The organism is Rhodoferax sp. ZS1R8 (assembly GCF_056521325.1).
In genome coordinates, this window is record NZ_JBWMBA010000004.1 from 285,688 (window position 1) to 311,383 (window position 25,696).

Consider the following 25,696-nt stretch of genomic DNA (forward strand, 5'->3'; position numbering starts at 1 on the left):
GAGCTATCAGGATGCGCAGTATTCACCACATGAATTTTTCCAGTTTTTCGCGAACGGTGCTGAGTGCCGCGGTCGCCATCGTCGTTGCTGCGCCGGCCTTGGCGCAAAACACGACAGCGGCGATCGGTGGCCGTGTCACAGGCGGTGACGGCAAGCCCGTGGGAGGAGCGACTATCAGCGTAGTCCACAGTGAATCGGGTTCCGCCAGTAATTTGGTAACCGATGCAGATGGCCGCTATTCGGCACGTGGTTTGCGCGTGGGCGGCCCCTATACCATCATCGTTACCAAAGGCGCGGACAAAGAAACAAGAGAAGCTGTATTTTTGCAATTGGCGGAGACGGCAACTTTCGATTTCAACTTGGGTGTCGCAACACTGTCAGCGGTAACGGTTACCGGAAGCGCGGCGGCGAAAGTTTTTGACGGTGCCAACAAAGGCGCTGGCACACGATTGAGTCGACAAGATTTGGACACCTTTGCGTCCGTTCAGCGAAATCTGCAAGATTACGCCCGCCTGGATCCTCGCCTTGCTCAGACCGACAAAGAGCGTGGGGAAATTTCCGCATTGGGTCAAAATACCCGGTTCAACACCATCACCATCGACGGCGTATCCATCACGGATAGTTTTGGTCTTCAGGCAAATAACTTGCCAACGGCCAAACAGCCAATTTCGATAGATGCGATTCAGTCCGTGCAAATCAATATTGCAAATTTTGATGTGACGCAAAAGGGCTATACGGGGGCAAACATTAATGCCGTAACCAAGTCCGGAACCAATAACTTCAAGGGCAGTGTGTATTACGTTGGTCGTGACCAGCGACTATCTGGCGACCGCTATAGCCTCATTAATGACTCCTACAGTGCTACGCCAGAATTTAGAGAGAGCACCAAGGGATTCACGTTGGGCGGCCCGATCATTGAAGACAAACTGTTTTTCTTCGTGAGTGCAGAAGACTTTCGTAGCTCTAGAAGTTCCCCAGCCTTCGGGCCGGTGGGCGGTGGCCAGGCTAATGTCGGCATCACGCAAGGGCAGATCGATGCAGCTGCCGCGACGGCCAAGTCAAAGTATGGGATCGACGTAGGGGGGCTGGATATTCCGTCGGGGACCGAACTTACAGCAAAAGACTACACGCTGAAGCTCGACTGGAACATCAATGATAAACACCGGGCCAATCTCAGGGTGTCAAGAATTGAGCAGGTCGAACCGATTTTTTATGGATTCAACCCTACTGCACTATCACTCAGTTCGCACTGGACGGCAGAGAAAAAAATTCTAGAAACGGCAGTTGTTCAATGGTTCGCGGACTGGACGCCAGACTTTTCCACTGAGTTCAAGTTGTCGAATCGCAAAAATCCCAAAACGTTTGAAAACAACGCAACCCTTCCTCAGGTTAGCTTGGTATTTACTAATCCAGCGCCTGCCGGTGTGGCCAGCGGCAATCGCACATTGAAATTTGGAACTGAGCAGTTCAGGCATTTCAATGTGTTGGAAACCAAGACATTGGACACGTATTTGGCTGGAACGTTCTTCAAAGACAATCACGAAATCAAGGTGGGCTTGGATTACAGCAAAAATACGATCTACAACGCTTTCTTGCCGAATATTTACGGTGTCTACACCTACCAGGGAGCGGACCCAGTGGCGCTGTTCGCGGCTGGAAAACCAACGAATTACTCGGTGCAGGTCGCGCAACCTGGCAGCACGCTCGATGACGGTATTGCTAATTGGGCACTGACAAACCTGGGTATCTTTGCGCAGGATACTTTTGCGGTGAACGATCGGTTGAATGTGAATTATGGTGTGCGTATCGATCGCGCCACCACTGGTGACCGTCCCAAGTCAAATCCCAGCGTTAACGCTGCTTTTGGGTATGACAATACGACGACCATTGACGGCCAAAACCTAGTGCAGCCGCGTTTTGGCTTCAATTACCTCTTGGATTCCAACCCCGAGTCTAAATCGCAAATTCGTGGTGGTATGGGCTTGTTCCAAGGTGCCGCAATGACGGTTTGGTTGTCCAATCCGTACTCAAACACAGGCGTTGCCACGGTTACTTACAGCTGTAACAACGGCCAAGCCAATAATCTGTGCCCTCCCTCTTTGGTATTCAATCCCAATCCAGCAAACCAGCCAACCATTTCAGGGACCATTCCCGCAGCAAGTGTTGACATCATTTCGCCAGATTTGAAGCAGCCATCTGTGTGGAAGACCAATCTTGCCTACGAGGTATCGCTTCCGTTTGGGCTTATAGCAGGGGCTGAGTGGATTAACACCCGCAACAGAGATGCGTTGAACTACACCCAACTGAACCTGGGCGCACCGACAGCAACCGGCCCTGATGGCCGGGAGCTTTACTACAACGCTGCAGCCCGCGGCGAAAACTGCTGGACTGGTGTTGCAGGAATCAAAACCGGCTGTGGCGGAAATAACAAGGCCAATAAAAATCCGGCATTTGGCGACGTGATACTGGCCAGCAACACATCTTTGGGTGGTGGGAATTCATTGACCCTGTCGTTGCAGCGTCCTAGCACGTCTGGTCTGGGATGGATGGTGGCGTACACACGCACCGATGCGACGGAAGTCAGCCCTTTGTCTTCGACCCGCGCGATTACTAACTGGAGTGAACGCAATTCGTTCAATCCAAACGAAAACGTCGCCTCCACCTCCAATTTTCAAATCAAGGATCGCGTTAGCGGCAGCTTGAACTGGAGTAAGGCTTTTATTGGCAGCTACAAAACCACGTTTGGCTTGACCTATGAAGGACGCACTGGTAAGCCTTACAGCTGGACCTTCAACAACGATATGAATGGCGACGGCGTCAGTGGCAATGACCTGATGTACATCCCTAAGGCACCGGGTTCAGGCGAGGTCCTGTTCTATGGCGCGACAGCGGCCGATCGGCAAGCGAACGAGGATCGCTTTTGGTCTATCGTGAACAACGAATCGACGCTTAACCAAGCACGCGGTGGCGTAGTAGGGCGCAACGATACCGTCGCACCTTTTATCAACACCTTTGACGTTCGTGTGAGCCAGGAATTGCCCGGTTTTGCGCCTAAACACAAGGGATTGATCGCATTGGACATTCTCAACGTCGGCAATCTCCTGAACAGGAAGTGGGGCCGAATTGATGAAATTGCGTACCCGTCAAACCGCAGCTTCGTTAACTATGCAGGTATGAAAGACGGTAAATACATCTACAACACGATTGAGGAAGGCGTTTTAGTGACCAAGCAAACGAAGGGCGAATCCCAGTGGGCCGCTCAGATCACACTGAAATATGAATTCTGATAGCGCTTAGGCAAGGGTCGGGTTTCGGGCGGCAGCGCCTGAGGCAACTTCAAAGCTCCAGCCAGCAATGGCCGGGGCTTTTTTTCTTTTGGTGGGCCAAATTGTCTCTTTGGTGCCAGCGCTTGGCTCGGCTTTACCGTACGCTCACCCCCACCTGTTGCTGAAACCCCCGACGACCATGAACCTGCGCCCCACGATCGATTTTCTGCTCAACGATTGGCTCAACACCGAAGCCCTGACCCAGCGGCCACGTTTTGGCGACCATTCGCGCGACACCTTTGACGCCGTGCTGGACACCTGCGAGCGCATCGCCCGCGAGAAATATGCCCCCTTCAACCGCCTGGTCGACACGCAAGAGCCGCACTTTGACGGCGAAAAAGTCATATTGCCGCAGGCTACGCACGATGCAAACCGTGCCTACGCCGAATCCGGCATGCTCAGCGCGGCGCAAGACTACGATATGGGCGGCATGCAGTTGCCATACAGCGTAGAGGCTGCCTCCAACGCCTTCTTCGCCTGCGCCTCGGTCAGTATTGGCTCTGGCATGCTCACCACGGGAAATGCCAATCTGCTGATGGTGCATGGCACGCCCATGCAAAAGGACGTGTTTGCCAAGAACGAGTTTGCTGGCCGCTGGTCGGGCACCATGTGCCTGTCCGAGCCGCAGGCGGGCTCCAGCCTCAGCGATGTGGTGACCCGTGCCGTGCCAGACGGAGACGACTTCGAGTCTGACGCCCTGGGCCCGCGCTACCGCCTCAGGGGCAACAAGATGTGGATCTCCAGTGGCGAGCATGAGCTGACTGATAACATCATCCACCTGGTGCTGGCCAAGATCCCCGATGCCGACGGCAAGCTGGTGCCCGGCACGCGCGGTATTTCACTGTTCATCGTGCCCAAGAAGCTGGTAAACACGCAAGGCGAATTGACCGGTGTGCGCAACGACGTGGCGCTGGCCGGCCTGAACCACAAGCTGGGCTGGCGCGGCACGACCAACACTTTGCTGAACTTCGGCGAAGGCAAGTTCCCCGTCGCTGCGGACCGCGATGGCGGCGGCCCGTTCGGCAAGGGCGCTGGCGCCATTGGCTACCTGGTCGGCAAGCCCGGCAAGGGCCTGCAGTGCATGTTCCACATGATGAACGAGGCCCGCATTGGGGTGGGCATTGCTGCCACGATGTTGGGCATGGCCGGCTACTACGCATCGCTGGAATACGCGCGCAATCGCCCCCAAGGAAGGCCTATGGCAGCCGGTGGCAAGGATGTTGCTGCACCGCAGGTCGCCATCATCGAGCACTCCGATGTCAAACGCATGCTGTTGGCCCAAAAAGCGTACTGCGAAGGTGCGCTGGCGCTCGAGCTGTACTGCGCCCGCCTGGTGGACGAACACCATACGGCCGGCGGCGCAGACGCCGATGATGCTCGCCTGCTGCTGGAGGTGCTGACCCCCATCGCCAAGAGCTGGCCCAGCGAATGGTGCCTGGAGGCCAACTCTCTGGCGATCCAGATCCACGGCGGCTACGGCTACACGCGTGATTTCCCTGTGGAGCAATACTGGCGCGACAACCGCCTCAACATGATCCACGAAGGCACGCACGGCATCCAGGCCACCGATCTGCTGGGCCGCAAGGTGGTGATGGAGGAGGGCGGGGGCCTGCAACTGTTGGCCGCGCGGATTACCGCCACCATCGAAAAGGCTGCCGCCGTGCCGGCCCTGGCACCCCACGCCGTAGCGCTAGGCGAAGCTCTGCAACAGGTTTCTGTCGCAACACAAAAAGCGTGGTCAACGGGCAATCCGACAGAAGCGTTGGCAAACGCAGTCCCCTATATGCAGGCCTTTGGCCACACCGTGCTGGCGTGGATCTGGCTGGATGTGTGCATCGCCGCGCTGCAAGCCGACCCGGCTCAGGCGGTACCCGCTACGCAGGGGCGCCTGGGTTGCACGCGGTTCTTCTTTCACTACGAATTGCCAAAAATCGGTGCTTGGCTGGCCGTCGTCCAGTCGCGTGATCTGACGTGTGCGGATTTTCCCAATCACGCGTTTTAACGGAGCGGCTGGGTAATCAACCGCAATTCCTTCGGTTGACAGGTTCTCCCGGACCTAGTCATCAGTTCGTCATATCCGACGGAAAAAATGGGTGTTTTCCGCTGGCGGGACTGGCCTTCGAACCAGTCTCCGTGTGGGCAGCAGGGGGATGCGCATGCAGCAGCGCTGCATGCCCTATTGCTTGATCTCAACGCTTAGTCCATAGTTGACCCGTGGACCACTGCTCTACGAGCCAGTGTGTGTCTGACCAAGAACAAGTCAATCTCCCTGTGCGCTTTCTCACCAGCTGTCCGTGGTGTAAATCCGTTGAATAACTGAAAGGCGATCTATGAAGAGTCACATCCTGCACACCCCCTCGGCGGTGCGTCTACGAAGCATCTGCATGGGGGTCGCCATGCTTCTGGGCGCGACGGCCCCAGCCCTGGCGTCCATCGAAGACCACCATGAGTTTGAGGCCACGTTGCACGTGCCTTTTCGTGCCGATGCCAGCGTGCGAGCCGCTGGCGAATCGCGCTATTTCACGTTGGAGTTTGACTTTCCACTGGTCACTACCGAGCAATCCGCTGTATGGCGACTGGAATTGCTGCGGCCTAACGGCCAAGTTGTCGACCGCTGGTATGGCGTGGAGACGTTGACGGGCAAACCCGTGACGGTCAAGCAATTGTGGCCGGGTACGGCCCCAACTGGACGCGCTTTGCCGGATGGTCTTTACGACGTGCGCTTGACCGCTACCGCCAACGACTCCCGATGGCTCGCACAGTTCAACGGCCCCCGTGATCGGGTGGTTGAAAGTGCGCTGCGCGCAAGCACCAACGAAATCGTTGCACAAGTGTGGCCCATGCAAATTGGGAAGGTAGCCGCTGCAGCCTTACCCAATTTCACGCCGCTGGCTACCCGCAGTTCCACCGGGGCTGGACCGGCTACTGGAATGGGCGGAGCCAACGATTCCAAGGCACTGCGTTCTGCGGTAGCAGTGCTGGGCCTACCGTACACCGTGTACTACGGCAATCTCCATAGTCAGACCAATCACAGCGACGGAGGGGGCAACTTGTCCACCTGCACCGGAGCGCAGGCACCGCAAACAGGTGCCTATGGTCCGACGGACGCATATCAGTACGCAAAGGGCAAGGGGCTCGATTTTCTGATGGCCTCGGAACACAACCACATGTACGACGGGTCAGACTCTACGAATGCCTCCGCCAATCCGACGACTGCCAAAAATCTCTACCAATCCGGTCTTGCGGCAGCCAACAGTTTCAATGCAGCCAATCCCAATTTTCTGGCGCTCTATGGCCTGGAGTGGGGCGTGATCAACAACGGCGGTCACTTGAACATCTTCAACACCCCAGAACTGTTGGAATGGGAATACAACAGCGCGAACCAACTGATTGGAGATACCTTTGTGGCAAAGGGCGACTATGCCGCTCTGTACACCCTGATGCGCAGCAAGAACTGGATCGGGCAGTTCAATCACCCGGCGACCAGCGGCCAGTTCAATGCTGGCGGTGTCGATTTTGGCTACACCGCAGACGGCGACCAGGCCATGGCGCTGTGTGAAGTCCTCAACACATCTGCCTTTTCGACCAACACCACCGAAACCGAAACCGGACGCAGCAACTACGAGGCTGCCTGTAACAAAGCGTTGGAAGCCGGATTCCACGTAGCCTTCAGTTCGGACCAGGACAACCACTGTGCGAACTGGGGCGCCTCCTACACCAATCGAACCGGCGTTTTAATACCCAATGGCGTAGCGTTGAGCAATACGAGTTTTATGGACGCATTGCGCGCGCGCCGCGTATTTGCCACCATGGACAAGAAATCTCAAATTGTCTTGACCGCGAACGGCCATGTAATGGGTGAACGTTTTACTAACAGTGGTCCCTTGAACCTGGTCAGCAATTTTGCCAACAGCAACGGCCGTACAGCGACAAGTGTGCAGATTTTTGAGGGCGTACCGGGACGCAAGGGCACCGTCACGCAGCTGTCTGCGACGTCAACTACTACACTTACCCCGAATGTGGGTGACCATTTCTACTATGCCCGAATTACCCAGGACGACGGCAAAATCCTGTGGTCGGCTCCGGTGTGGGTCTCACAGACGACTGCGTCGACCGACACCGCACCGCCGGTGGTAACAGTGAGTGAGACGGGTAGCAGCGGCTCGATTACGCTTTCTGCCAATGCCACTGACAATGTGGGTGTCACGCGCGTGGATCTGGCGGTCGACAATGTGACCAAGGCAAGCCTCTTCAGCGCTCCCTACACGACCACGTTGAACTCCACCACGCTGTCCAACGGCACGCATAGCCTGACAGCCAAGGCCTATGACGCGGCCAATAACGTGGGTACCTCTGCCGCTGTTACGTTTTCGATCAACAACCCGGTTGCAGACACCACGGCGCCGAGTGTGAGTGTCAATACACCGGGTAGCAGCGGCACCATCACGCTCAACGCGACCGCAAGCGACAACGTGGGCGTGACATCTGTGGAGTTTTATGTCGATGGCGTGCTCAAGGGCAGTACCAACGTTGCGCCCTACAGCGTGACATTGAACTCGACTACCTTAAGCAATGGCAGTCACAGTCTGACGGCCAAGGCCTACGATGCTGCCAATAACGTTGGGACTGCCACTGCCGTGAGCTTCAACGTGAACAACAGCACTGCGCAGCAGTTGATTGTGAATGGCGGTTTTGAGAGTGGCGCCACAGGGTGGACCGCGACATCCGGGGTCATCACCAACGACAGCACCCTGGCGGGCCATGCGGGTAGCTACAAAGCGTGGCTCGATGGTTATGGCGCAACCCATACGGATAGCCTGTACCAACAGGTCACCATCCCATCAACCAGCACGAATGCCACCCTGAGCTTTTGGTTGAAAGTGGTTTCAGATGAGACCACGACAACGCAAGCCTACGACACCTTGCAGGTGCAGGTGCGCAGCAGCACGGGTGCGGTTCTGTCCACGCTGGCGACATACTCCAATCTCGACAAAGGCGGTAGCTACGTCAATAAATCGTTCAACCTCGCTGCGTACAAAGGCCAAACCATCCGCATCTATTTCTTGGGTGTCGAAGGCTCGGTTACAGCAACCTCTTTCCTGGTGGATGACGTGAGCTTGGCGGTCCAATAACTTGCAGGCGGAATCGCCAGGTCAGTACGCCGTTTTGGCCGGTCAAAATCGGAACACTGCCTGGCGCGCAGGGACGCATCGTTTGACTCCCTGCAGGGCAGCGGCGGCCTATCACCCCAGTGACAGCCGCACCTGCGTGAATCATTTAAATTCCAGCACAATGATTCTTTGGAGACATAAACGATGACACGCACCATACAAAAATTGTTTGACCTCAGCGGCAAGACCGCACTCGTCACTGGTGGCTCGCGCGGCCTGGGCTTGCAAATGGCCCACGCGCTGGGCGAAGCCGGCGCCAAGATCATGCTGAGCTCACGCAAGGCCGCAGACCTGGAAGAGGCCGCAGCCGAACTGCAGGCCGCGGGCATCGATGCCCGCTGGATCGCTGCCGATTGCGCCAAGGAAGCGGACATCCAGCGCCTGGCTGACGAAACTTTGCAGCGCATGGGTGATGTGGACATCTTGGTCAACAACGCCGGTGCATCCTGGGGTGCACCAGCCGAAGACCATCCCGCAGCCGCGTGGGACAAGGTCATGAACCTCAACGTGCGTGGCTACTTTTTGCTGAGCCAGGCTATTGCCAAGAAGAGCATGATTCCGCGCAAGAGCGGCCGCATTATCAATATCGCATCCATAGCCGGTTTGGGTGGCAACCCCACGGCGATGAAGACCATTGCCTACAACACGTCCAAGGGTGCTGTCATCAACTTCACGCGCGCGCTGGCGGCGGAGTGGGGCGTGTATGGCATTAACGTCAACACCATTTGCCCCGGCTTTTTCAAGACCAAGATGGCTGCCGTGCTGATCGAAACCATGGGTGAAGACAAGATGGCCGCCCACGCGCCGCTCAAGCGCATTGGCGATGAGGAAGACCTGAAGGGTTTGACCCTGCTCTTTGCGTCTGACGCTGGCAAGCACATCACGGGCCAATGGCTGGCGGTCGACGGCGGCGTCTCAGTTGTCACCGGTGGTTGAATCTAAAGAAGCCGTCTGGCAAAGGGCGGTCGGCTTCGGTGTCGACATCCCTTTCGTCACGTTGCTGGGCTTCGAACTCACCAGGTTCGAAGGCGGCCAGTCTGAGATTGTGTTCGCTCCCAAGCCCGAACACCTGAACTCGTTCTCGGTCACGCACGGCGGCGCGTTGATGACGCTGCTGGACGTGTCCATGGCCACGGCGGCACGCAGTCAGGTGCCGGAGATGGGCGTTGTCACGATCGAGATGAAAACCAGCTTCATGCAGCCCGCCATTCCGGGCTCGGGCCCGCTGGTCGCCAAGGGTCTGCTGATGCACCGCACGGCCACAATGGCGTTCACCCAAGCGACAGTGTTCGATGGTGCCGGACGCGCCTGCGCCCACGCCACCGGCACCTTCAAGTTCGTCAAACGGCTGCCAACCGGCGCCAAGACCAGCAACCCGCTAAATGCCCCGCCGGGGCCTATTTCTACTGACTAAATCGGCCGCTAGCCCTCATGCAGCGGGCGTAAGCAGCTACTAATTCAATAGCATAAAGATCAACCAGGAGCCAAATAACATGCCACGCAACCAACAAATTCACCTCGACAACCGCCCCGTGGGCGAAGCCGTAGCCAGCAACTTCAAGCTGGTCGTAGCCGATACCCCCGCTCTGGCCGACGGCCAGGTGCTGGTGCGCCATCACTTCCTGAGCCTGGACCCGTATATGCGCGGCCGCATGAACGACGCCAAGAGCTACGCCCAACCCCAAGCACTGGGTCAGACCATGGGTGGCGGCACGGTAGGTGAGGTGGCTGAGTCGCGCAACCCCAAGTTCGTGGTGGGCGGCAAGGTCGTCGGCATGGGCGGCTGGCAGGAATACAGCGTGGTCGACGCCACCCAACCCGGCGCGCTGCGCAAGGTTGACACCACGCACGTGCCGCTGAGCGCCTACCTGGGTGCAGTCGGCATGCCCGGCGTGACCGCCTGGTACGGCCTGGTCAAGATCTGCAATCCCAAGGCCGGGGAAACCATGGTCGTCAGCGCTGCGACGGGCGCAGTCGGGAGCGCCTTTGCTGCCTTGTCCAAGGCACGCGGCTGCCGCACCGTTGGCATTGCTGGCGGCCCGGAAAAATGCAAATACGCCGTCGACGAACTTGGTTTCGACGCCTGCATCGACTACAAACTGCACGACAACGCCGCCTCGCTGTCCAAGGCGATTGCCGAGGCCTGCCCCAACGGCATCGATGGCTATTTTGAGAACGTGGGCGGTATGGTGTTGGACGCTGTCTTGCCCCGCATGAACGCGTTTGGCCGTATCGCGGTCTGCGGCATGATCGCCGGCTACGACGGCAAGCCGCTGCCGCTGAGCTACCCAGCTTTGATCCTGACCAACCGCCTGACCGTGCGTGGCTTCATCGTCAGCGAACACATGGAAATCTGGCCCGAGGCCTTGACCGAACTGGGCACGCTGGTGGCCACTGGCAAGCTCAAGGCGCGTGAGTCCATAGCGCAGGGTATTGCCGCTGCGCCGGAGGCGTTTCTGGGCTTGCTCAAGGGCAAAAATTTCGGCAAGCAGTTGGTCAAGTTGATCTGATTGGAACCCGCCATGTCCGACATCATCCTGCACCACTACGCTACCTCTCCCTTCTCTGAAAAAGTCCGGCTGGTGCTGGGCTACAAGAAGCTGCCGTGGAAGTCCGTCATCGTGCCCGCCATCATGCCCAAGCCCGATGTGCAGGCGCTGACCGGCGGCTACCGCAAGACCCCGTTCATGCAGATCGGCTCTGACGTGTACTGCGACAGTGCGCTGATGTGCGATGTGCTGGAGCACATCCAGCCTTCGCCCACGCTGTACCCCGAATCGCACAAGGGCATGGCCCGCGTGTTGGCCCAGTGGGCCGACACCACGCTGTTCTGGGCGGCCATGGCCTACAACCTGCAGCCCAAGGGGGCGATGACCATGTTCGACTCGCTGGACACCGCCAAGGCCTTTGGCGCGGACCGTGGTGCCATGAGCGTCGGCATGACGCGCCTGCGCCCCGGCGACGCCGCCGCAGCCTACAAGTCCTACCTGCGCCGCATCGCCGGCATGCTGGACAGCGGCAACGATTTCCTGATGGGCGACGCGCCCTGCGTGGCCGATTTCGCTACCTACCACCCGCTGTGGTTCACCCGCGCACGCGTACCGGTAATGGCCGACATCTTGAACGCCACCCCCCAGGTGTTGCAGTGGATGGACCGCATGGCCGCTATCGGCCATGGCAGTTTCAGCGAAATGTCTGCTACAGAATCGATAGCTGCTTGCGCTCGCTCCGCGGGGGCTGCAGCCCAGAACGACACTATGTTTCAGGACGAACACGGCATTCCGCTGGGCAGCCAGGTCACGATCGCCGCCGAGACCTTTGGCCCTGAGGCGACCGAAGGTGAGCTTGTGGCAGCCACCCGCACCCGCTACACGCTCAAGCGCGTCGATGAACGCGCCGGCACTGTCCACGTGCACTTTCCCCGGATTGGCTACGTGCTGAAGGCGGTGCAAGCCGCATGAGTACCGCGCAGCAGAAAACGCCAGCCCCTGTTCTGGACTGGAAGCTGGCTGCGTTTGATGCGCTGTCCGTGGCCGAGCTGTACACCGTACTGCAACTGCGCACCGAGGTGTTCGTCATGGAGCAGAACTGCATCTTCCAGGACATGGACGGCGCAGACGACCAAGCCATGCACCTGCTGGGCACGCAGCATGGGCAGGTGGTCGCCTATGCCCGGCTGTTCCCGGCCGGCATCAAGTTTGCTGAGGCCAGCATAGGCCGTGTCATCACCCGCAAGAATGCCCGTGAGAGCGGCCTTGGTCACCTGCTCATGGGGGAGGCCATTCGCGCGGTGGAGCATCACTTTGGTACTCAGACCATTCGCATTGCCGCGCAGGCGCATCTGAAGAATTTTTACAGTCAACACGGCTTCGTAGACGTCGGCTTACCCTATATCGAAGACGGTATCGACCACCTGGAAATGGTGCGCAGTGCGGGCTAAATAGACAACTAAGAGGTGACGCCGGGGTATATGCTCAATGGGCTGCGACAACTGTTGACGTGTACCATTTTGAAAGTTCCGGATGACCCCAGAATCAGAGCGCCAGATTTTTGCCAAATTGGCAGAGCTGGAGACGGAATTCACCACTTTGCGCAGCAATTACCTCATTGTCAACAAACGTTACGCCGACGCCTTGCAGTCTATGAAGGCGATGTCGGCGCACACGCTTGAAGCTGCAATACGCTCTGCAATCGCAGCAGAAAAAGCGGCGTTAGCCTGCAAGAACGCAACCTCCGCTGCCATCGTGGCCTCCGCAATTCCCGTGATTGAAGCGACCCATGCTGCAGCAGAGGCTGCAGGGCTTGCTGCATTGGCAGCTTCGGAAGCTGCGGCCGCTGCTTCGGCCGCCGCTGCAGCGGCGGCGTCAGCCGCTGCGATGCAGGCGGAAGAATCAGCCCTTCATGCGTCTGCGGAAGCAGCGCGCGCCACGAGTCGAGCTACCGCGGCCGCGGCGGCCGCCGCTGAAATGGCGAACCATGCCTCCTCAATTGCACTGGCATTAAAAGGCAGCAGTAAATAGGTTTCAGGATACGTTGACATCCCCCACACCTCATGCCGCTAACCCAAGACAAAAAAATAGAAAACATCCTGGAGCGGCTGATGTGCCTGGATGCTGACGTGCAACGGCTGTATGAGTGTGTCCCGTTTGGGTCCTATTCGGTCGCAGACGATGGTACCTACACGCAGATCAATGCGCAGGAGCTAATTTGGTTGGAGTCTTCCAAAGAGGACCTGATTGGAAAAAGCAAACCAGTGGATTTTTTGTGTGCAGCCAGCAAAACCAAATTTGAAAAACATCTGAAAATGTTTGGGGTGCACGGGTTTGCTGATTTGGAATTGGCGATGCTGAGCCCTTCAGGAAAAACGCGCCCGATATCCGTGAGTCTGAATGGTTTTATGGATGTGTATGGCAAGCCACAGCACAACCGCTTCGTTTCATTTGACTTGACCGTGAGCAAGCAAATTTCGGAAAAGCAGCGCATTGCCGCAATCGCTTTTGAGTCGTTGGCGGGGATCTGCGTGATGGATGCCGCGGGCGTCTTTCTGCAAATTAACCAGGCTTTTACAACATTGACTGGGTATAGCGCAGCGGACTGTATAGGTCAAACAATGCAGCTGTTGAGTTCTGGTCAACAGGACAAGGCTTCTTATCGTGGCATGTGGGAGCTGCTGTGTAGAGACCGGCGGTGGCAGGGCGAAATAATTAACCGGCGCAAAGATGGGAAGGACATTGCTCTGTGGTTGTCTCTGTCTGCGATATCGGCGCACGATGGTGCGGTGAGTAATTTCGTCGGTATTTTTTATGACATTACGGCCAACAAAGCCGCGCAAGAGCAGGTCACCCACATGGCCTACTTTGATGTGCTCACCCAACTGCCGAACAGGAGACTATTGCAAGACAGGCTTGCGCAAAACCTTGCTGCATTGCAGCGTAGCACTTGTCATAGTGCATTGCTTTTTATCGACCTCGACAACTTCAAGGACATAAACGACTTGCGCGGTCACGAGGCGGGTGACCTGCTGCTGGTTCAGGCCGCGCGCCGTCTCGTAGCGGCAGTGCGGGAGGGCGACAGTGTTTCGCGCATGGGTGGTGATGAATTTGTTGTTTTGCTCGAACAGCTCGATGAAAACGATGCAGAAGCGGCACAGCAGGCCAAATTGATTGGCAAAAAGCTGCTGCTCGCATTGGCGTTGCCCTATCAGATTACCGATTTTGAGTTCCGGTGTTCGGCCAGTATCGGAGTTTCGCTTTTCAGAAGCGGAGCGGTGGCCTCCGCATTACTCCAGCAAGCGGATCTGGCGCTGTACCAGGCCAAAAAGCTCGGAAAGAACACATTGCGGTTTTTTGACCCTTTGATGCAAACCGCTGTATCGGCCCGCTCGGAGATGGAGCAGGCGCTGCACCGTGCGTTTGATCGTCGCGAGTTCCGTTTGTATTTTCAACCGCAGCTGAATCAGCTAGGAAACATCGTCGCCGCCGAAGCACTGTTGCGCTGGTTTCCGGCGGGCGGCAAGCCCATTTCGCCCGCCGACTTCATTCCGCTGGCAGAACAATGCGGCCTGATACTCCCCATCGGGGCTTGGGTGTTGGATTCTGCTTGTGCGCAGTTGGCGCTGTGGCAGGAAAACCCCCTTACTGTGCACCTGAAACTGTCCATTAACGTAAGCCCTCGGCAGTTCCTGGAGCCAGACTTCACAGACAGGGTGTTGGAGTCCATTCAAACGCATGGAATCAATCCTGAATTGTTGCAGCTGGAGGTAACGGAGAGTTTGGTGCTCGACGTTGTAGATGCGATCGACAGCATGAACACGCTACGTAGTCACGGGGTGACGTTTTCTATGGACGATTTCGGCACTGGCTATTCGTCCCTCTCTAATTTGACCAAGTTGCCGCTGGATCAACTGAAGATTGACCAATCGTTCGTGCGCAACATGCATGCCAGCGCGACCGATGCCACCATAGTGCGAACTATTATTGTCATGGCCCAGAGCTTGGGACTTGAAGTGATCGCGGAAGGGGTCGAAACACCGGCCCAACAGGCTTTTCTTGAACTGCAGGGTTGCACGCTGTATCAGGGCTATCTGTACAGTCCCGCGATTGATGTCTTGGGCTTCGAGAGGCTGCTGAAAACGACCCTTCACAAGCATTGAAGCGCTGAGGGTGTCGCCTACATGGCAGGTCGTATTGCGCGCTTGAACCAAAATCTCTGGTGAGTTTGCGTAGTGCGTATTCAAATTATCTTCTCCCCTATCCAACAAGACAGGTCTTGCCATCATGATTAGCAATTTCAAGGGTAAAACGGCGGTACTGACGGGCGCCGGCTCCGGTTTCGGTCTCGAATGCGCCCGCATAGGCGCCAAGCTGGGCATGAACCTGGTGCTGGCCGACGTGCAGCAGGACGCGCTGGACAACACCGTGGCCGAGATGCAGGCTGCCGGCGTGCAGGTGCTGGCCGTGCGTGTGGATGTCTCCAAGGCCGAGCAGATGAAAGCCCTTGCCGACGCCGCCTTTGCCCGCTTTGGCGCACCGCATTTTGTGTTCAACAATGCGGGGGTCGGCGCTGGTGGGCTTGTGTGGGAAAACACGCTGAAAGACTGGGAATGGGTCTTGGGGGTCAATGTCATGGGCGTGGTGCACGGTGTGCACTTCTTCACGCCCATGATGCTGGCCGCTGCCAAGGCCGACGCGGCCTACCAGGGCCATATCGTCAATACCGCCAGCATGGCCGGCCTGCTCAACGCGCCCAATATGGGTATCTACAACGTTAGCAAGCATGCAGTCGTGTCGCTCAGCGAAACCCTGTACCAGGACCTGGCCCTGGTTACCGACCAGATCAGCGCAAGCGTGCTGTGCCCCTTTTTCGTGCCCACGGGCATCAGCCAGAGCCACCGCAACCGCCCCGACGAACTCAAGGCAGCCGCCAAGCCCACGCAAAGTCAGCTGATCGGCCAAGCCATGAGCGACAAGGCCGTGGGCAGCGGCAAGGTTACGGCCGCCCAAGTTGCGCAGATGGTGTTCGACGCCATCTCCGCGAACCAGTTTTACATCTACAGCCACCCCAAAGCCATAGGCTCGGTCCAGACCCGCATGGAAGATGTGATGCTGGCGCGCAACCCCACCGATCCGTTCGCGCACAAGCCCGAGCTGGGTGTGGATTTGAAGAAGGCGCTGCGCGGTTGAAGGGTAGGCGTGCGGCAAACATACCTCTAAAAATTGGTTTTTGATTGGTATTAGTTTGCCGCGAATGTCACCGCATTTATAGCTTGTAACCAAGCGTTAACGCGCATTCAAAAGTGGTATGGTCAGTTTCCTAGCGTAAGCACTGATACCAAAAATGGCTTTGGTATTTATATTAGATACCACTATAAGATCAATTCAGACCTAATCTTGTAGCTGGTTGCCGTTGGTGCCTGCTTTGTCTTGGATGGATTCCACAACGCCAACTTACCCCGTGCGGTCTGCTTTGCGTTGGTCCATAGAAAGGCCTCTTTCATGCGAATTCGTTTTTCCCATCTTTTGACGGCGCTGGCCGTGACCAGCGGCGCCGGGCAGGCTCTGGCGTACGACTGCTCTGCCTTGCCTACTTGGACAAGCAGTGATATCTACGTTGCCAACAATTCGGTCAAATTTGACAACAAGGCCTACCAGGCCAAGTGGTGGACCCAGAACAACCCGCCGGTCACCAACTCTGGCCAGTGGGATGTCTGGCGTCCGTTAGGCGACTGCACAGGCAACCCGCCGACCGACACCACGCCGCCCACGGTACCCGGCGGTTTGACCAGTACGGGCCAGACCAGCAGCAGCATCGCGCTGTCGTGGAGTGCGTCGACCGACGCTGGAAGCGGTGTGGCCAATTACCAGGTCTTCCGCGGCGCGGCGCTGGTGGCCTCGCCCACCACGACCAGCTACAACGACACGGGCTTGAGCGCCGGCACCAATTACAGCTACACGGTTCGCGCGCGGGACCAGGCCGGCAACGTGTCTGCCGCCACTGCTGCCTTGCTGATCAACACCAGTAACGGAAGCTGCGCCAGCGCACCGGCTGCGCCCGCCGGGCTGAATTCGCCGAGCCACGATTCCACGTCGGTCAATTTGTCGTGGTCCGCATCGGCTGCCGGGCCTAATTGCACAGTGCAATACAAGGTGATGCAGGCCGGGCAACTGGCGGGGCAGTCGTCCACCACCTCTACGCTGATCGGTGGGCTGACGCCTGAGACGACCTACAGCTATTCCGTGGTGGCATTCAACCAGGCGGGTGCATCCGCACCGTCCGCAGCCATCAGCGTGCGGACCGACGCGGCAACGCAAACGGGCGCCAAGCGGGTGCTGGGTTACTTTGCACAGTGGGGAATCTATGGGCGCAACTACTTGGTGAAGGACATTGATGCCGGCGGCGCCGGTGCGCGCCTGACCCATATCAACTACGCCTTTGGCAATGTGCGCAACAACATCTGCGAGGTGGGCTTGACGGTGCCGTCCAGCGAAAGCACCGGCACGGGCGGCGATGCGTTTGCCGACTACACCAAGGCATTCCAGGCGGCACAAAGTGTGGATGGTGTGGCAGACACCTGGGATAAGCCTTTGCGCGGAAGCTGGGGCCAGCTGAAGAAACTGAAGGCCAAGTACCCCAAACTCAAGGTGTTGATCTCGCTGGGTGGGTGGACCTACTCCAGGGGCTTCAGCAGCGCGGCGCGGCCTGAGAATCGCCAGGCATTCGTGGCGTCCTGCATCGATGCCTATATCCGTGGCAACCTGCCGGTGTCGGACGGTGCGGGTGGCCCAGGGGCCGCAGCCGGTGTATTTGACGGCATCGACATTGATTGGGAATACCCGGCGGCATGCGGTCTGGCCTGTGGTGGCAGCGAAGACACTGGCAACTACACGGCGCTGCTGGCAGAGTTCCGTCGCCAACTCGATGCTGTGCGCCCCGGGTTGCTGTTGACTGTTGCAACGGGTGCCGGCATTGACAAGATCCGTGTCACCCAGCCCGACAAGTACCACCCCTACGTGGATGCCATCAATGTCATGACCTACGACTTCCATGGGGCCTTCGAAAGCACGACCAACTTCCATTCGGCGCTGTATGGCTCGCCTTCGGACCCATCCACCGGCGACGCGCGCAGCTACAACACGGACCAGGCGATACAAGCGTATCTGACGCGGGGTGTACCACCTGCCAAATTGTCTGTGGGCATCGGTTTCTACGGTCGGGGCTGGACCAACGTGCCCAACATCAACAACGGCAAGTACCAAAGCGGTACGGGCGCACCGGGCACATACGAGAGTGGCATTGAGGATTACAAGGTGTTGAAGAACCTCAACTACCCCAGCTTTGTGGACCCGGTTACCCGCGCGCAGTGGATCTACAACGGCACCACCTTCTGGAGCTACGACACGCCCGTGCAGATCGCCGAGAAGATGCAATACGCCAAGACCAAGGGACTGGGCGGAGCCTTCTTCTGGGAGTTCGGCGGCGATGACAGCAATGCAACATTGCTCAAGGCCATCAGCGATGGATTGAAGTAATAGCGCATTGCAAAGTCTGAAAGCTGCTTTACCATGTGCTGATGACCAGATCAGCACGGTGGGCAGCACTGAACGCAGGCATTGCGCTGGGCTACTTCCTGCTGGGCAAACTGGGCCTTGCGCTGGCCCTGCCGCCGGGCTTTGTGTCGGCCATCTGGCCGGCGGCGGGCTTCGCCTTTGCGGTCTCTATCGTCTGGGGCGTGCGGGCTGCCTGGTTTGGCATTCTGCTGGGCTCGGCGCTGACCAATGCCACGGTGGGTGGGGGCTTTCACCTCGGTAGCGTTGCCGTGTGCATTGCCATTGGTTCCACCTTGCAAGCGGTGGTTGGCGGTACAGCGCTCAGGCGCCTGATGCCCGACCTGGAACTGAATGACCCGCAGAAAGTAATGCGCTTTTCGCTGCTGGGCATTGGCTCCTGCCTGATCGCCGCAACCATCGGCAACCTGACGCTGATCGGGCACGGATTCATTTCACTGGCGCAACTGCCGCAGAGTTTTGTTACCTGGTGGTTGGGTGACGCGTTTGGCGTGCAGATATTTGCACCGCTGGCATTGGTAGCCCTGGCCCCCAGCGCGGTATGGAAACAACGTCGCCGGTCTGTGGGCCTGCCGCTGCTGCTGGCGTTTGCGCTGTCTGGCGTCATCTATCTGTTTGTACGGGACTCGGACGAGCGCCAGCTACAGCGCGACTTTGCGGCGGCCGTGGCGCCGTTCGATTACGAACTGCGCGCGCTGGAGAGGCATAACGGCCAGGCCCTTCAGCAACTGGCAGCCAGCTACCGCCTACGTGGCCAGGTGCCAGGCCCGGAGTTTGCAGACTTGGCGGCAAACATCAACCGATCTATTCCCACTTTGCAGGCCATCGCTTGGGCGCCCGTGTTGGACAAAAAGTCTGCTACCGGCGTGCATTGGCCCGTTGGATTTTTGCCCAGCGCAGATGGTTTGGTAGCCCCCGTCGTTCAGATTTACCCACAGCAGGGTAATGAAGCGGAAATGGGTATGGACCTGCTGGGCGAGCCCACGCGTGCGCTGGCGCTGCGCCAGGCGTTGCGCGGCGGGGAGTTGACGATGACCTCGCCATTGCGGCTGAAGCAAGACCCCAGTGGCCCCGCCGCCGTACTGCTGATGGCCCCTCTGCAGCAGGGGTCGGTACGTGGCGTGCTGACCGGTGTCATTCATTTGCGCCAGCTGGACGAGGCGCTGCGCACCGTCCCCGGAGCGGTCTGGGAGTTGCGCGAAGTGTCGGGCGCTGGCGAGCAAAGTATCTGGAAGAGCAGCGCGGTGGACATGCCCCAATTTGCGGGTGGAACTTACCTTGACCGAAGCGGTGTTTACAGCCAGCAGCGCACAGAAATCGGCGGCAAGGTTTGGCACACATTGGTGCATGTGCCTCACACGCGGCTGGTTGCCGGCGTGGGAAACAATTCGCTGCTGGTGTTGATGATGGCCCTGTTCGCCTGCGGCGTGGTTGCCAATTTTGTGCTGATACGCACCGGCGAACAGGAGCGGATCCGGGCTGAGGTGCTGGAAAAAACGGCCGCGCTGAATACCGAAATTGCTGAACGCAAAACCTACCAGGCCGCGCTGGAACAATCCACGCAGCTGGCGGAAAGCGCCAATCTTGCCAAGAGCCAGTTCTTGGCCACCATGTCGCACGAGATACGTACGCCACTGAACGGAATTTTGGGCATGGCTCAGTTGCTGATGGCGGACGATGTCGGCGAAGCCAAGCGTAGGGAGTTTGTGCGCACCATACTTGGATCGGGCAAGGCGCTGCTGTCGATCTTGAACGATATTCTGGACCTTGCAAAGATAGAGGCCGGAAAGATGGAGCTTGCGCTCGGCCCGTTTGATGCGGGGGCCTTGGTGGAAGACGTCGCAAGGCTATTCCGCCAGGCGGCGACGTCCAAGGGAATCACGCTGGTGGTGGACGCCCAAGTCTCGGGCACAGACCGCTATGTCGGTGACTCCATCCGCTTGCGGCAGATGGTGTCCAACTACGTGGGCAATGCCATAAAGTTCTCGGACCGGGGCCAGATCACGATAAGTCTGCATGCCCGGGAAGATATGGGAGCTTCAGGATTGAGCGTGCTGGAGTTTGCGGTGCGTGACCAGGGTGTGGGCATACCCCAGGATAAGCAGGATGGGCTGTTCCAACCCTTTGTGCAGGCCGACGCATCAGCCTCTCGGCGCTTTGGCGGCACCGGGCTGGGGCTGTCCATCGTGCGCAAACTTGCGCTGCAAATGGAAGGCGACGTGGGCGTGGAGAGCCGCGCGGGGGAGGGCTCGCGCTTCTGGTTCACGGTGCGCTGCCCGCGCACGGCCCAAGGGGCGGACGCCCGGAAGTCCAGCCGCCAACCTGCGTCAAGGCCCATTGCTGGTAGCGCAGAAGCAGCCGTTGGCGCTGGCTGGGTGCTGGTGGTGGACGATAACGCCATTAACCGCATGGTGGCCGAGAACATGCTTACCCGTCTGGGACTGCAGTGGCGCAGTGTAGAAAACGGTCAACAGGCGTTGGACCTCTTGCTTGCGCTCCAGTCGGACCCTCCCGCGCTAGTTCTCATGGATTGCCAGATGCCGGTAATGGATGGTTATGCTGCTACGCGAGCGATTCGCGCGCATGAGGCCGAGACCGCCGGGGCTCATCAACGCATCGTGGCGCTCACCGCCGGAGCATTTGAGTCTGATCGACAGCTGTGCCTGGCGGCCGGAATGGATGATTTTTTGTCAAAACCGATCGCCTATGAAGAATTAGCCCGTATCGTATACGTCTGATGGAATTGGAAATATGAAACCTGTACACCGTACTGCCTTCGAAGCCTGCCTGCTAACCATGCGGTTGGCATGCCTGGGCCTGGTTTGGCTTTTGGGTCCGGCGTACGCTGCTGGAATCACGGTCGGCGTCGCAGCAAGCCCTATGTCGGTGCCCTTTTATGTAGCCGAACGAGAAGGGTATTTTCGCAGCGAAGGCCTGGACGTGGCCTTGGTCGAATGCGCGACCGGCAGTGCGTGTCTCAGGCAATTGCTCGACTCCAAGGTGCAATTGGCGACCGCATCGGATTTGCCCATCATGTTTCGCAGCTTCGAGTCAGTGCCATTCAAGGTGTTGGCAACGTTTGCTACCACCAGCCAAGATGTCCGGCTTATTGCGCGCGCCAACTCCGGTATTGCATCCACCAAGGATTTGAAAGGCCGTCAGGTCGGCTTGGTGCGCGGAGCATCCGGACAGTATGTGCTGGAACTGGCGCTGCTCGCCGCTGGCGTGGATCCGCACTCCGTCACCAAGGCTGATGTGGATGTCCAGCGCCTGGATTTGGCGGTGGCCAATCCGAGCATCGCGGCGTTTGCACTATGGCAACCCGGTGCCCAACAATTATTGAAGTTGCTGGGCCCCAATGCCGTCGTGTTGCCCACACCGCGTCTCTACACGCTTACCTTCAACCTGGTTGCCCAGGCCGACAAGAGTGCAGTGTCCGCCGACGACCAGGTCAAGGTGCTGCGCGCACTGGTTCGTGCGTTGGAGTACGTTAAGGCCAATCCGGCCGCAGCCAGAGCCCTCGTGAGCGAGCGCCACAAAATCGATGCGGCGGATTTGGCAATGCTGTGGCCCGACTACCGATTTGGGATTAGCTTGAACCAGTCCTTGATCGCTACGCTGGAATCCACGGCGCAATGGGCGCTGCAAGAGCAGTTGGTGAAGGGCAGTACCGTGCCCAACTACCTGGATTTCATCGACGAGGTGCCGTTGAAACGGGCCTTGCCGTCAGCGGTTACTGTCATCAAATAGACCGACCAAGCCAGACCTAACCATGCGTGTGCGTCTTCTGCTAAAAATCGTCTGCGCGGTAAGCCTTGCTGCAACGCTGATGGCAGGATTTTTTGTCGTCCGTTTCTCGCAGCGGCTGGTTGAGACGGGGGCAGAACTACAACGGGTCAAATCCATCGCCGATAGCGTCACGTCGCTATTGCTGTTGGCCAATGACGCCGCACTGGAGCACTCGGAGCGCGCTGCCCGGCAGTGGGCAGTGCGCTACGGCCAGATCGCCACATTGATGGGCCCGCAGGATGGGGCCAGGGAGGATGATCCTGTTGCCGTTTTGTTATCCGGGCTGCGCGAACGGCATCAGCGTGTCGGCGAACTTTTTAACTCTGCGTTTGCCAACACGGTGACACTGGAGCCCGATGTCAAGGCAAGGCGTAAGACGCTGATGGTCGGGCGCTTACTGATCGAGGTTGAGGCCATGGTGGAGGACACCACCCAATGGGAAGACCGGGTTGCGGCCGAACGCGCACGTAGCGAAAGGGCCCTCAGCTGGGCAACGCTCGGTCTGCTGGCGGTCTTCGCGCTGGCTCTGGCGCTTGTCGTGGGAGTGGCGTTGCGCCGCCTGATACGGCCATTAGCGCAATTGGAGCAGGCCAGCAAATCGGTGGCCCAAGGAAATTTTGACGCCAAGCTGCCGCAAGACAGCGAAGACGAGTTCGGTGACGTGTCTCGCGCCTTCAACCAGATGACGCGCGCGTTGCAACAGCAGACCGTTGCGCTGTCGCAAGCCCGGGATGTGGCCGAGGCTGCAATGCACGCCAAGTCTGACTTTCTCGCCACCATGAGCCACGAAATACGCACGCCAATGAATGGTGTGCTGGGCATGCTCCAGCTGCTGCAGCACACCGATCTGTCGGGGCAACAGGTTGGCTACGTGCGCAATGCCGAGACCGCTGCGCGATTCCTGCTTGCCATCATCAACGACATACTGGATTTCTCAAAGGTCGATGCCGGTAAGCTGGAGCTCGACCTCACGCGCTTTGTGGTGGATGATTTGTTGCGTGAACTCGCTGTCATGCTAGGGACAGGTGCCAACAAAGCGGGCGTATCGGTGCGTTTCCATGTAGGCCAGCATGTGCCGCCCTGCCTCGTCGGGGACGTATTGCGCCTACGCCAGATACTGCTCAATCTGGCCGGAAACGCATTGAAGTTCACCGAGCAGGGTGAGGTGCTGATTGGCGTGCGTGTGCTGGACCGGGTGCCTGAAGAGGCGCCTGCCGAAGTTGCCTGCCTCGAGTTTTCCGTCAGCGATACCGGTATTGGCATAGCAAAAGACCACCTGGATTACATCTTTGAGGGGTTTAGCCAAGCTGAATCGTCGACCACGCGTCGCTACGGCGGCACTGGGCTCGGCCTGGCTATCAGCAAGCGTCTGGTGGCCCTGATGGGTGGGGAGCTGAAGGTGGATAGCGTGCTCGGCCGGGGTAGCCGTTTTTACTTCCGGGTGAACCTGGCACTTGCGCCCGAGGCGCAGCCCCTTGCTGTTACGCCGAAGGAATCCGGCGCCTCGTCCGAGAGCATCGGCCCAGGTGACGCCCCCGAATCACCACCACCGCCACCACAAGCGACGCTTGGTGCCATGCGCCTGTCTGGTTTGCGCCTGCTGGTGGTGGAAGATAACCTGCTCAACCAGCAGGTCGCCCGGGAACTGCTTGAGCGCAGCGGTGCCAATGTCGTGGTCGCCGGCGGCGGCCTGGAGGGTGTGGCGCTTGCGCTAGCCGCGGTGCCGGCGTTTGATGCCGTATTGATGGACGTGCAGATGCCTGATATTGACGGGTTAGAGGCAACCCGGCGTATCCACGCCGTGCAGGCGCTGCGTGCACTGCCCATCATCGCCATCACAGCCAACGCCATGGACAGTGACCGACTTGACTGCCGTGCTGCGGGGATGTGCGATCACGTGAGCAAGCCCATAGACCTGGAAGAGCTGACTACGACCGTGTTGCGCCATGTGGTACGACAGGTCGCGGTGCAAGAGAGCAGCCCTCCCATCGTCGACCGCGCCGTCGCCATTGAGCGTTTGGGAGGCAGCAGTAATTTCTATGCAACGGTTGTCGCGGTGTTTCGTCGGGAAGCCGTTGCGCAGCGGATAGGCCTGAACCAGGCTTTGGCGCAAGCGGATTACCCTACCGCCGTTCGCTATGCGCACACCCTGAAGGGGCTGGGCGCAACGGTGGGGGCGATGCCCTTGTCGGCGTCGGCTGCTTCTCTGGAGGCGTTGCTCAAAAGCGCAACTGTCGATGGGGGTGACCATTCGGACTTGCAGGAGCAATTCCGCGATGCGCTCACACAATTTGAAACACAGTTGTCGCTGGCATTGCAGGCCTTGGCACATGAAGGAGCGGCAGAATAGAAAATTTGCAAGGACGCGGGATGTCAGAGCACCATCAAATACCCGGACGGCCAACCCTGTTGGTGGTGGACGACCAGTCCCTGAATATCCAGATACTGGCCCATATCTTCGGGCCTGACCACACAGTGTTGTCGGCGACAAGCGGCGCGCAAGCTTTGCAAATGTGTCTGGAACACATGCCCGACCTCGTCTTGCTCGATGTGGTGATGCCGGACATGGATGGCCATGAGGTGTGCCGGCGCCTCAAGTTGGATGTCCGCACCAAAGATATCCCCATCATATTTGTCACGGTTCAAAACGACCCGAATGATGAAGCCAAGTGTTTGCGGCTAGGTGCAGTGGACTTCATTCCCCAGCCGGTCAATGCAGCGGTGGTGCGGGCACGCGTACACACGCACTTGCAACTGCGTCAGGCGTTGAAACAAGTGTGGGAGTTGGCCTTTCATGATGCGCTGACCGGGCTGCCCAACCGCCGCCTGCTGAATGACCGACTAGGGCAGGCCATGGCAGCCAGCCAGCGCAGCCAGTGCTTCGGCGCGCTGCTTTTTCTGGATTTGGACCACTTCAAACCGCTGAATGACGTCCACGGGCATGAGGTGGGCGATTTGCTGCTGCTCGAAGCCGCCAGGCGCTTGAAGGATTGCGTGCGAGAGGTAGACACAGTCGCCCGCTTTGGTGGTGATGAGTTTGTAGTGCTGCTGTGTGCGTTGACTACGGACCGCGCCGAGTCCGAGGGGCGGGCGAGGCTGGTGGCGAAAAAAATCCGCACTGCGCTGGCTGAGCCCTACAGCCTGGTCGTACCGCAGAGCGACGGCGTCGCGGCTACGCTCATTGAACACCGGTGCACCGCCAGCCTCGGTGTGGCACTCTTCGTCGGCAACGGCGCCTCTGCCTCCAATGTGATCAAGTGGGCGGATCTCGCCATGTATGACGCGAAGGAGGGTGGTCGCGACAACATCTGCTTTTACGCGCCGCCTGACCAGGCCGGCGCCTAGG

16 protein-coding genes are annotated in these 25,696 nt (G+C 58.5%); all 16 read left to right on the forward strand.

Features of this window, described 5'->3' with window-relative positions:
• Positions 1-11 precede the first annotated feature (11 nt).
• The 16 genes from AC097P_RS15500 (at position 12) to AC097P_RS15575 (ending at position 25,695) form a co-directional block, all read left to right on the forward strand.
• On the forward strand, positions 12-3,287 hold the full coding sequence (locus AC097P_RS15500) for a TonB-dependent receptor (RefSeq protein ID WP_479611329.1): 3,276 nt from the start codon (positions 12-14) through the stop codon (positions 3,285-3,287).
• A 178-nt stretch (positions 3,288-3,465) separates the two neighbouring features.
• Positions 3,466-5,328 carry an acyl-CoA dehydrogenase gene (locus tag AC097P_RS15505; RefSeq protein ID WP_479611330.1) on the forward strand — a complete coding sequence of 621 codons (1,863 nt, stop codon included), beginning with the start codon at positions 3,466-3,468 and terminating at the stop codon, positions 5,326-5,328.
• Positions 5,329-5,656: 328 nt separating this feature from the next.
• A complete protein-coding gene (locus AC097P_RS15510; protein WP_479611331.1) occupies positions 5,657-8,458 on the forward strand; it encodes an Ig-like domain-containing protein in 2,802 nt (933 codons plus the stop codon).
• Positions 8,459-8,641: 183 nt separating this feature from the next.
• Positions 8,642-9,433 carry an SDR family oxidoreductase gene (locus AC097P_RS15515; RefSeq protein WP_479611332.1) on the forward strand — a complete coding sequence of 264 codons (792 nt, stop codon included), beginning with the start codon at positions 8,642-8,644 and terminating at the stop codon, positions 9,431-9,433.
• Entirely contained in the window at positions 9,426-9,911 is a 486-nt protein-coding gene (locus AC097P_RS15520; RefSeq protein ID WP_479611333.1) for a PaaI family thioesterase, read from the forward strand. Before AC097P_RS15515 ends, AC097P_RS15520 begins: the two co-directional genes overlap by 8 nt.
• Before the next feature lie 79 nt (positions 9,912-9,990).
• A complete protein-coding gene (locus AC097P_RS15525) occupies positions 9,991-11,007 on the forward strand; it encodes an NADP-dependent oxidoreductase (RefSeq protein WP_479611334.1) in 1,017 nt (338 codons plus the stop codon).
• 12 nt (positions 11,008-11,019) lie between these two features.
• Positions 11,020-11,958 carry a glutathione S-transferase family protein gene (locus AC097P_RS15530; RefSeq protein ID WP_479611335.1) on the forward strand — a complete coding sequence of 313 codons (939 nt, stop codon included), beginning with the start codon at positions 11,020-11,022 and terminating at the stop codon, positions 11,956-11,958.
• On the forward strand, positions 11,955-12,437 hold the full coding sequence (locus AC097P_RS15535) for a GNAT family N-acetyltransferase (RefSeq protein ID WP_479611336.1): 483 nt from the start codon (positions 11,955-11,957) through the stop codon (positions 12,435-12,437). The genes AC097P_RS15530 and AC097P_RS15535 overlap by 4 nt, the downstream gene beginning before the upstream one ends.
• Before the next feature lie 118 nt (positions 12,438-12,555).
• Entirely contained in the window at positions 12,556-13,017 is a 462-nt protein-coding gene (locus AC097P_RS15540; RefSeq protein ID WP_479611337.1) for a hypothetical protein, read from the forward strand.
• 32 nt (positions 13,018-13,049) lie between these two features.
• Positions 13,050-15,149: an EAL domain-containing protein gene (locus AC097P_RS15545; protein WP_479611338.1), complete on the forward strand. Its 2,100-nt coding sequence runs from the start codon at positions 13,050-13,052 to the stop codon at positions 15,147-15,149.
• A 124-nt stretch (positions 15,150-15,273) separates the two neighbouring features.
• Positions 15,274-16,179 (forward strand): SDR family oxidoreductase, encoded by a 906-nt coding sequence (locus AC097P_RS15550; RefSeq protein ID WP_479611339.1) that lies wholly within the window; start codon positions 15,274-15,276, stop codon positions 16,177-16,179.
• Between the two features lie 312 nt (positions 16,180-16,491).
• Positions 16,492-18,525, forward strand: coding sequence for a glycosyl hydrolase family 18 protein (locus AC097P_RS15555; protein WP_479611340.1), 2,034 nt, complete (start codon positions 16,492-16,494; stop codon positions 18,523-18,525).
• A 41-nt stretch (positions 18,526-18,566) separates the two neighbouring features.
• The gene (locus AC097P_RS15560; RefSeq protein WP_479611341.1) at positions 18,567-21,299 is read left to right on the forward strand and encodes an ATP-binding protein; all 2,733 of its coding nucleotides are present in this window, start codon (positions 18,567-18,569) and stop codon (positions 21,297-21,299) included.
• Positions 21,300-21,312: 13 nt separating this feature from the next.
• Positions 21,313-22,311 (forward strand): ABC transporter substrate-binding protein, encoded by a 999-nt coding sequence (locus tag AC097P_RS15565; RefSeq protein ID WP_479611342.1) that lies wholly within the window; start codon positions 21,313-21,315, stop codon positions 22,309-22,311.
• 22 nt (positions 22,312-22,333) lie between these two features.
• A complete protein-coding gene (locus AC097P_RS15570; protein WP_479611343.1) occupies positions 22,334-24,700 on the forward strand; it encodes an ATP-binding protein in 2,367 nt (788 codons plus the stop codon).
• Positions 24,701-24,720: 20 nt separating this feature from the next.
• Entirely contained in the window at positions 24,721-25,695 is a 975-nt protein-coding gene (locus AC097P_RS15575; RefSeq protein WP_479611344.1) for a response regulator, read from the forward strand.
• Position 25,696: the final 1 nt, after the last annotated feature.

Coding starts and splice junctions, on each gene's coding strand:
- AC097P_RS15500 (WP_479611329.1), top strand. CDS start 12: ATGCGCAGTATTCACCACATGAATTTTTCCAGTTTTTCGCGAACGGTG.
- AC097P_RS15570 (WP_479611343.1), top strand. CDS start 22,334: ATGCGTGTGCGTCTTCTGCTAAAAATCGTCTGCGCGGTAAGCCTTGCT.
- AC097P_RS15565 (WP_479611342.1), top strand. CDS start 21,313: ATGAAACCTGTACACCGTACTGCCTTCGAAGCCTGCCTGCTAACCATG.
- AC097P_RS15530 (WP_479611335.1), top strand. CDS start 11,020: ATGTCCGACATCATCCTGCACCACTACGCTACCTCTCCCTTCTCTGAA.
- AC097P_RS15550 (WP_479611339.1), top strand. CDS start 15,274: ATGATTAGCAATTTCAAGGGTAAAACGGCGGTACTGACGGGCGCCGGC.
- AC097P_RS15505 (WP_479611330.1), top strand. CDS start 3,466: ATGAACCTGCGCCCCACGATCGATTTTCTGCTCAACGATTGGCTCAAC.
- AC097P_RS15545 (WP_479611338.1), top strand. CDS start 13,050: ATGCCGCTAACCCAAGACAAAAAAATAGAAAACATCCTGGAGCGGCTG.
- AC097P_RS15555 (WP_479611340.1), top strand. CDS start 16,492: ATGCGAATTCGTTTTTCCCATCTTTTGACGGCGCTGGCCGTGACCAGC.
- AC097P_RS15535 (WP_479611336.1), top strand. CDS start 11,955: ATGAGTACCGCGCAGCAGAAAACGCCAGCCCCTGTTCTGGACTGGAAG.
- AC097P_RS15515 (WP_479611332.1), top strand. CDS start 8,642: ATGACACGCACCATACAAAAATTGTTTGACCTCAGCGGCAAGACCGCA.
- AC097P_RS15510 (WP_479611331.1), top strand. CDS start 5,657: ATGAAGAGTCACATCCTGCACACCCCCTCGGCGGTGCGTCTACGAAGC.
- AC097P_RS15525 (WP_479611334.1), top strand. CDS start 9,991: ATGCCACGCAACCAACAAATTCACCTCGACAACCGCCCCGTGGGCGAA.
- AC097P_RS15575 (WP_479611344.1), top strand. CDS start 24,721: ATGTCAGAGCACCATCAAATACCCGGACGGCCAACCCTGTTGGTGGTG.
- AC097P_RS15560 (WP_479611341.1), top strand. CDS start 18,567: ATGACCAGATCAGCACGGTGGGCAGCACTGAACGCAGGCATTGCGCTG.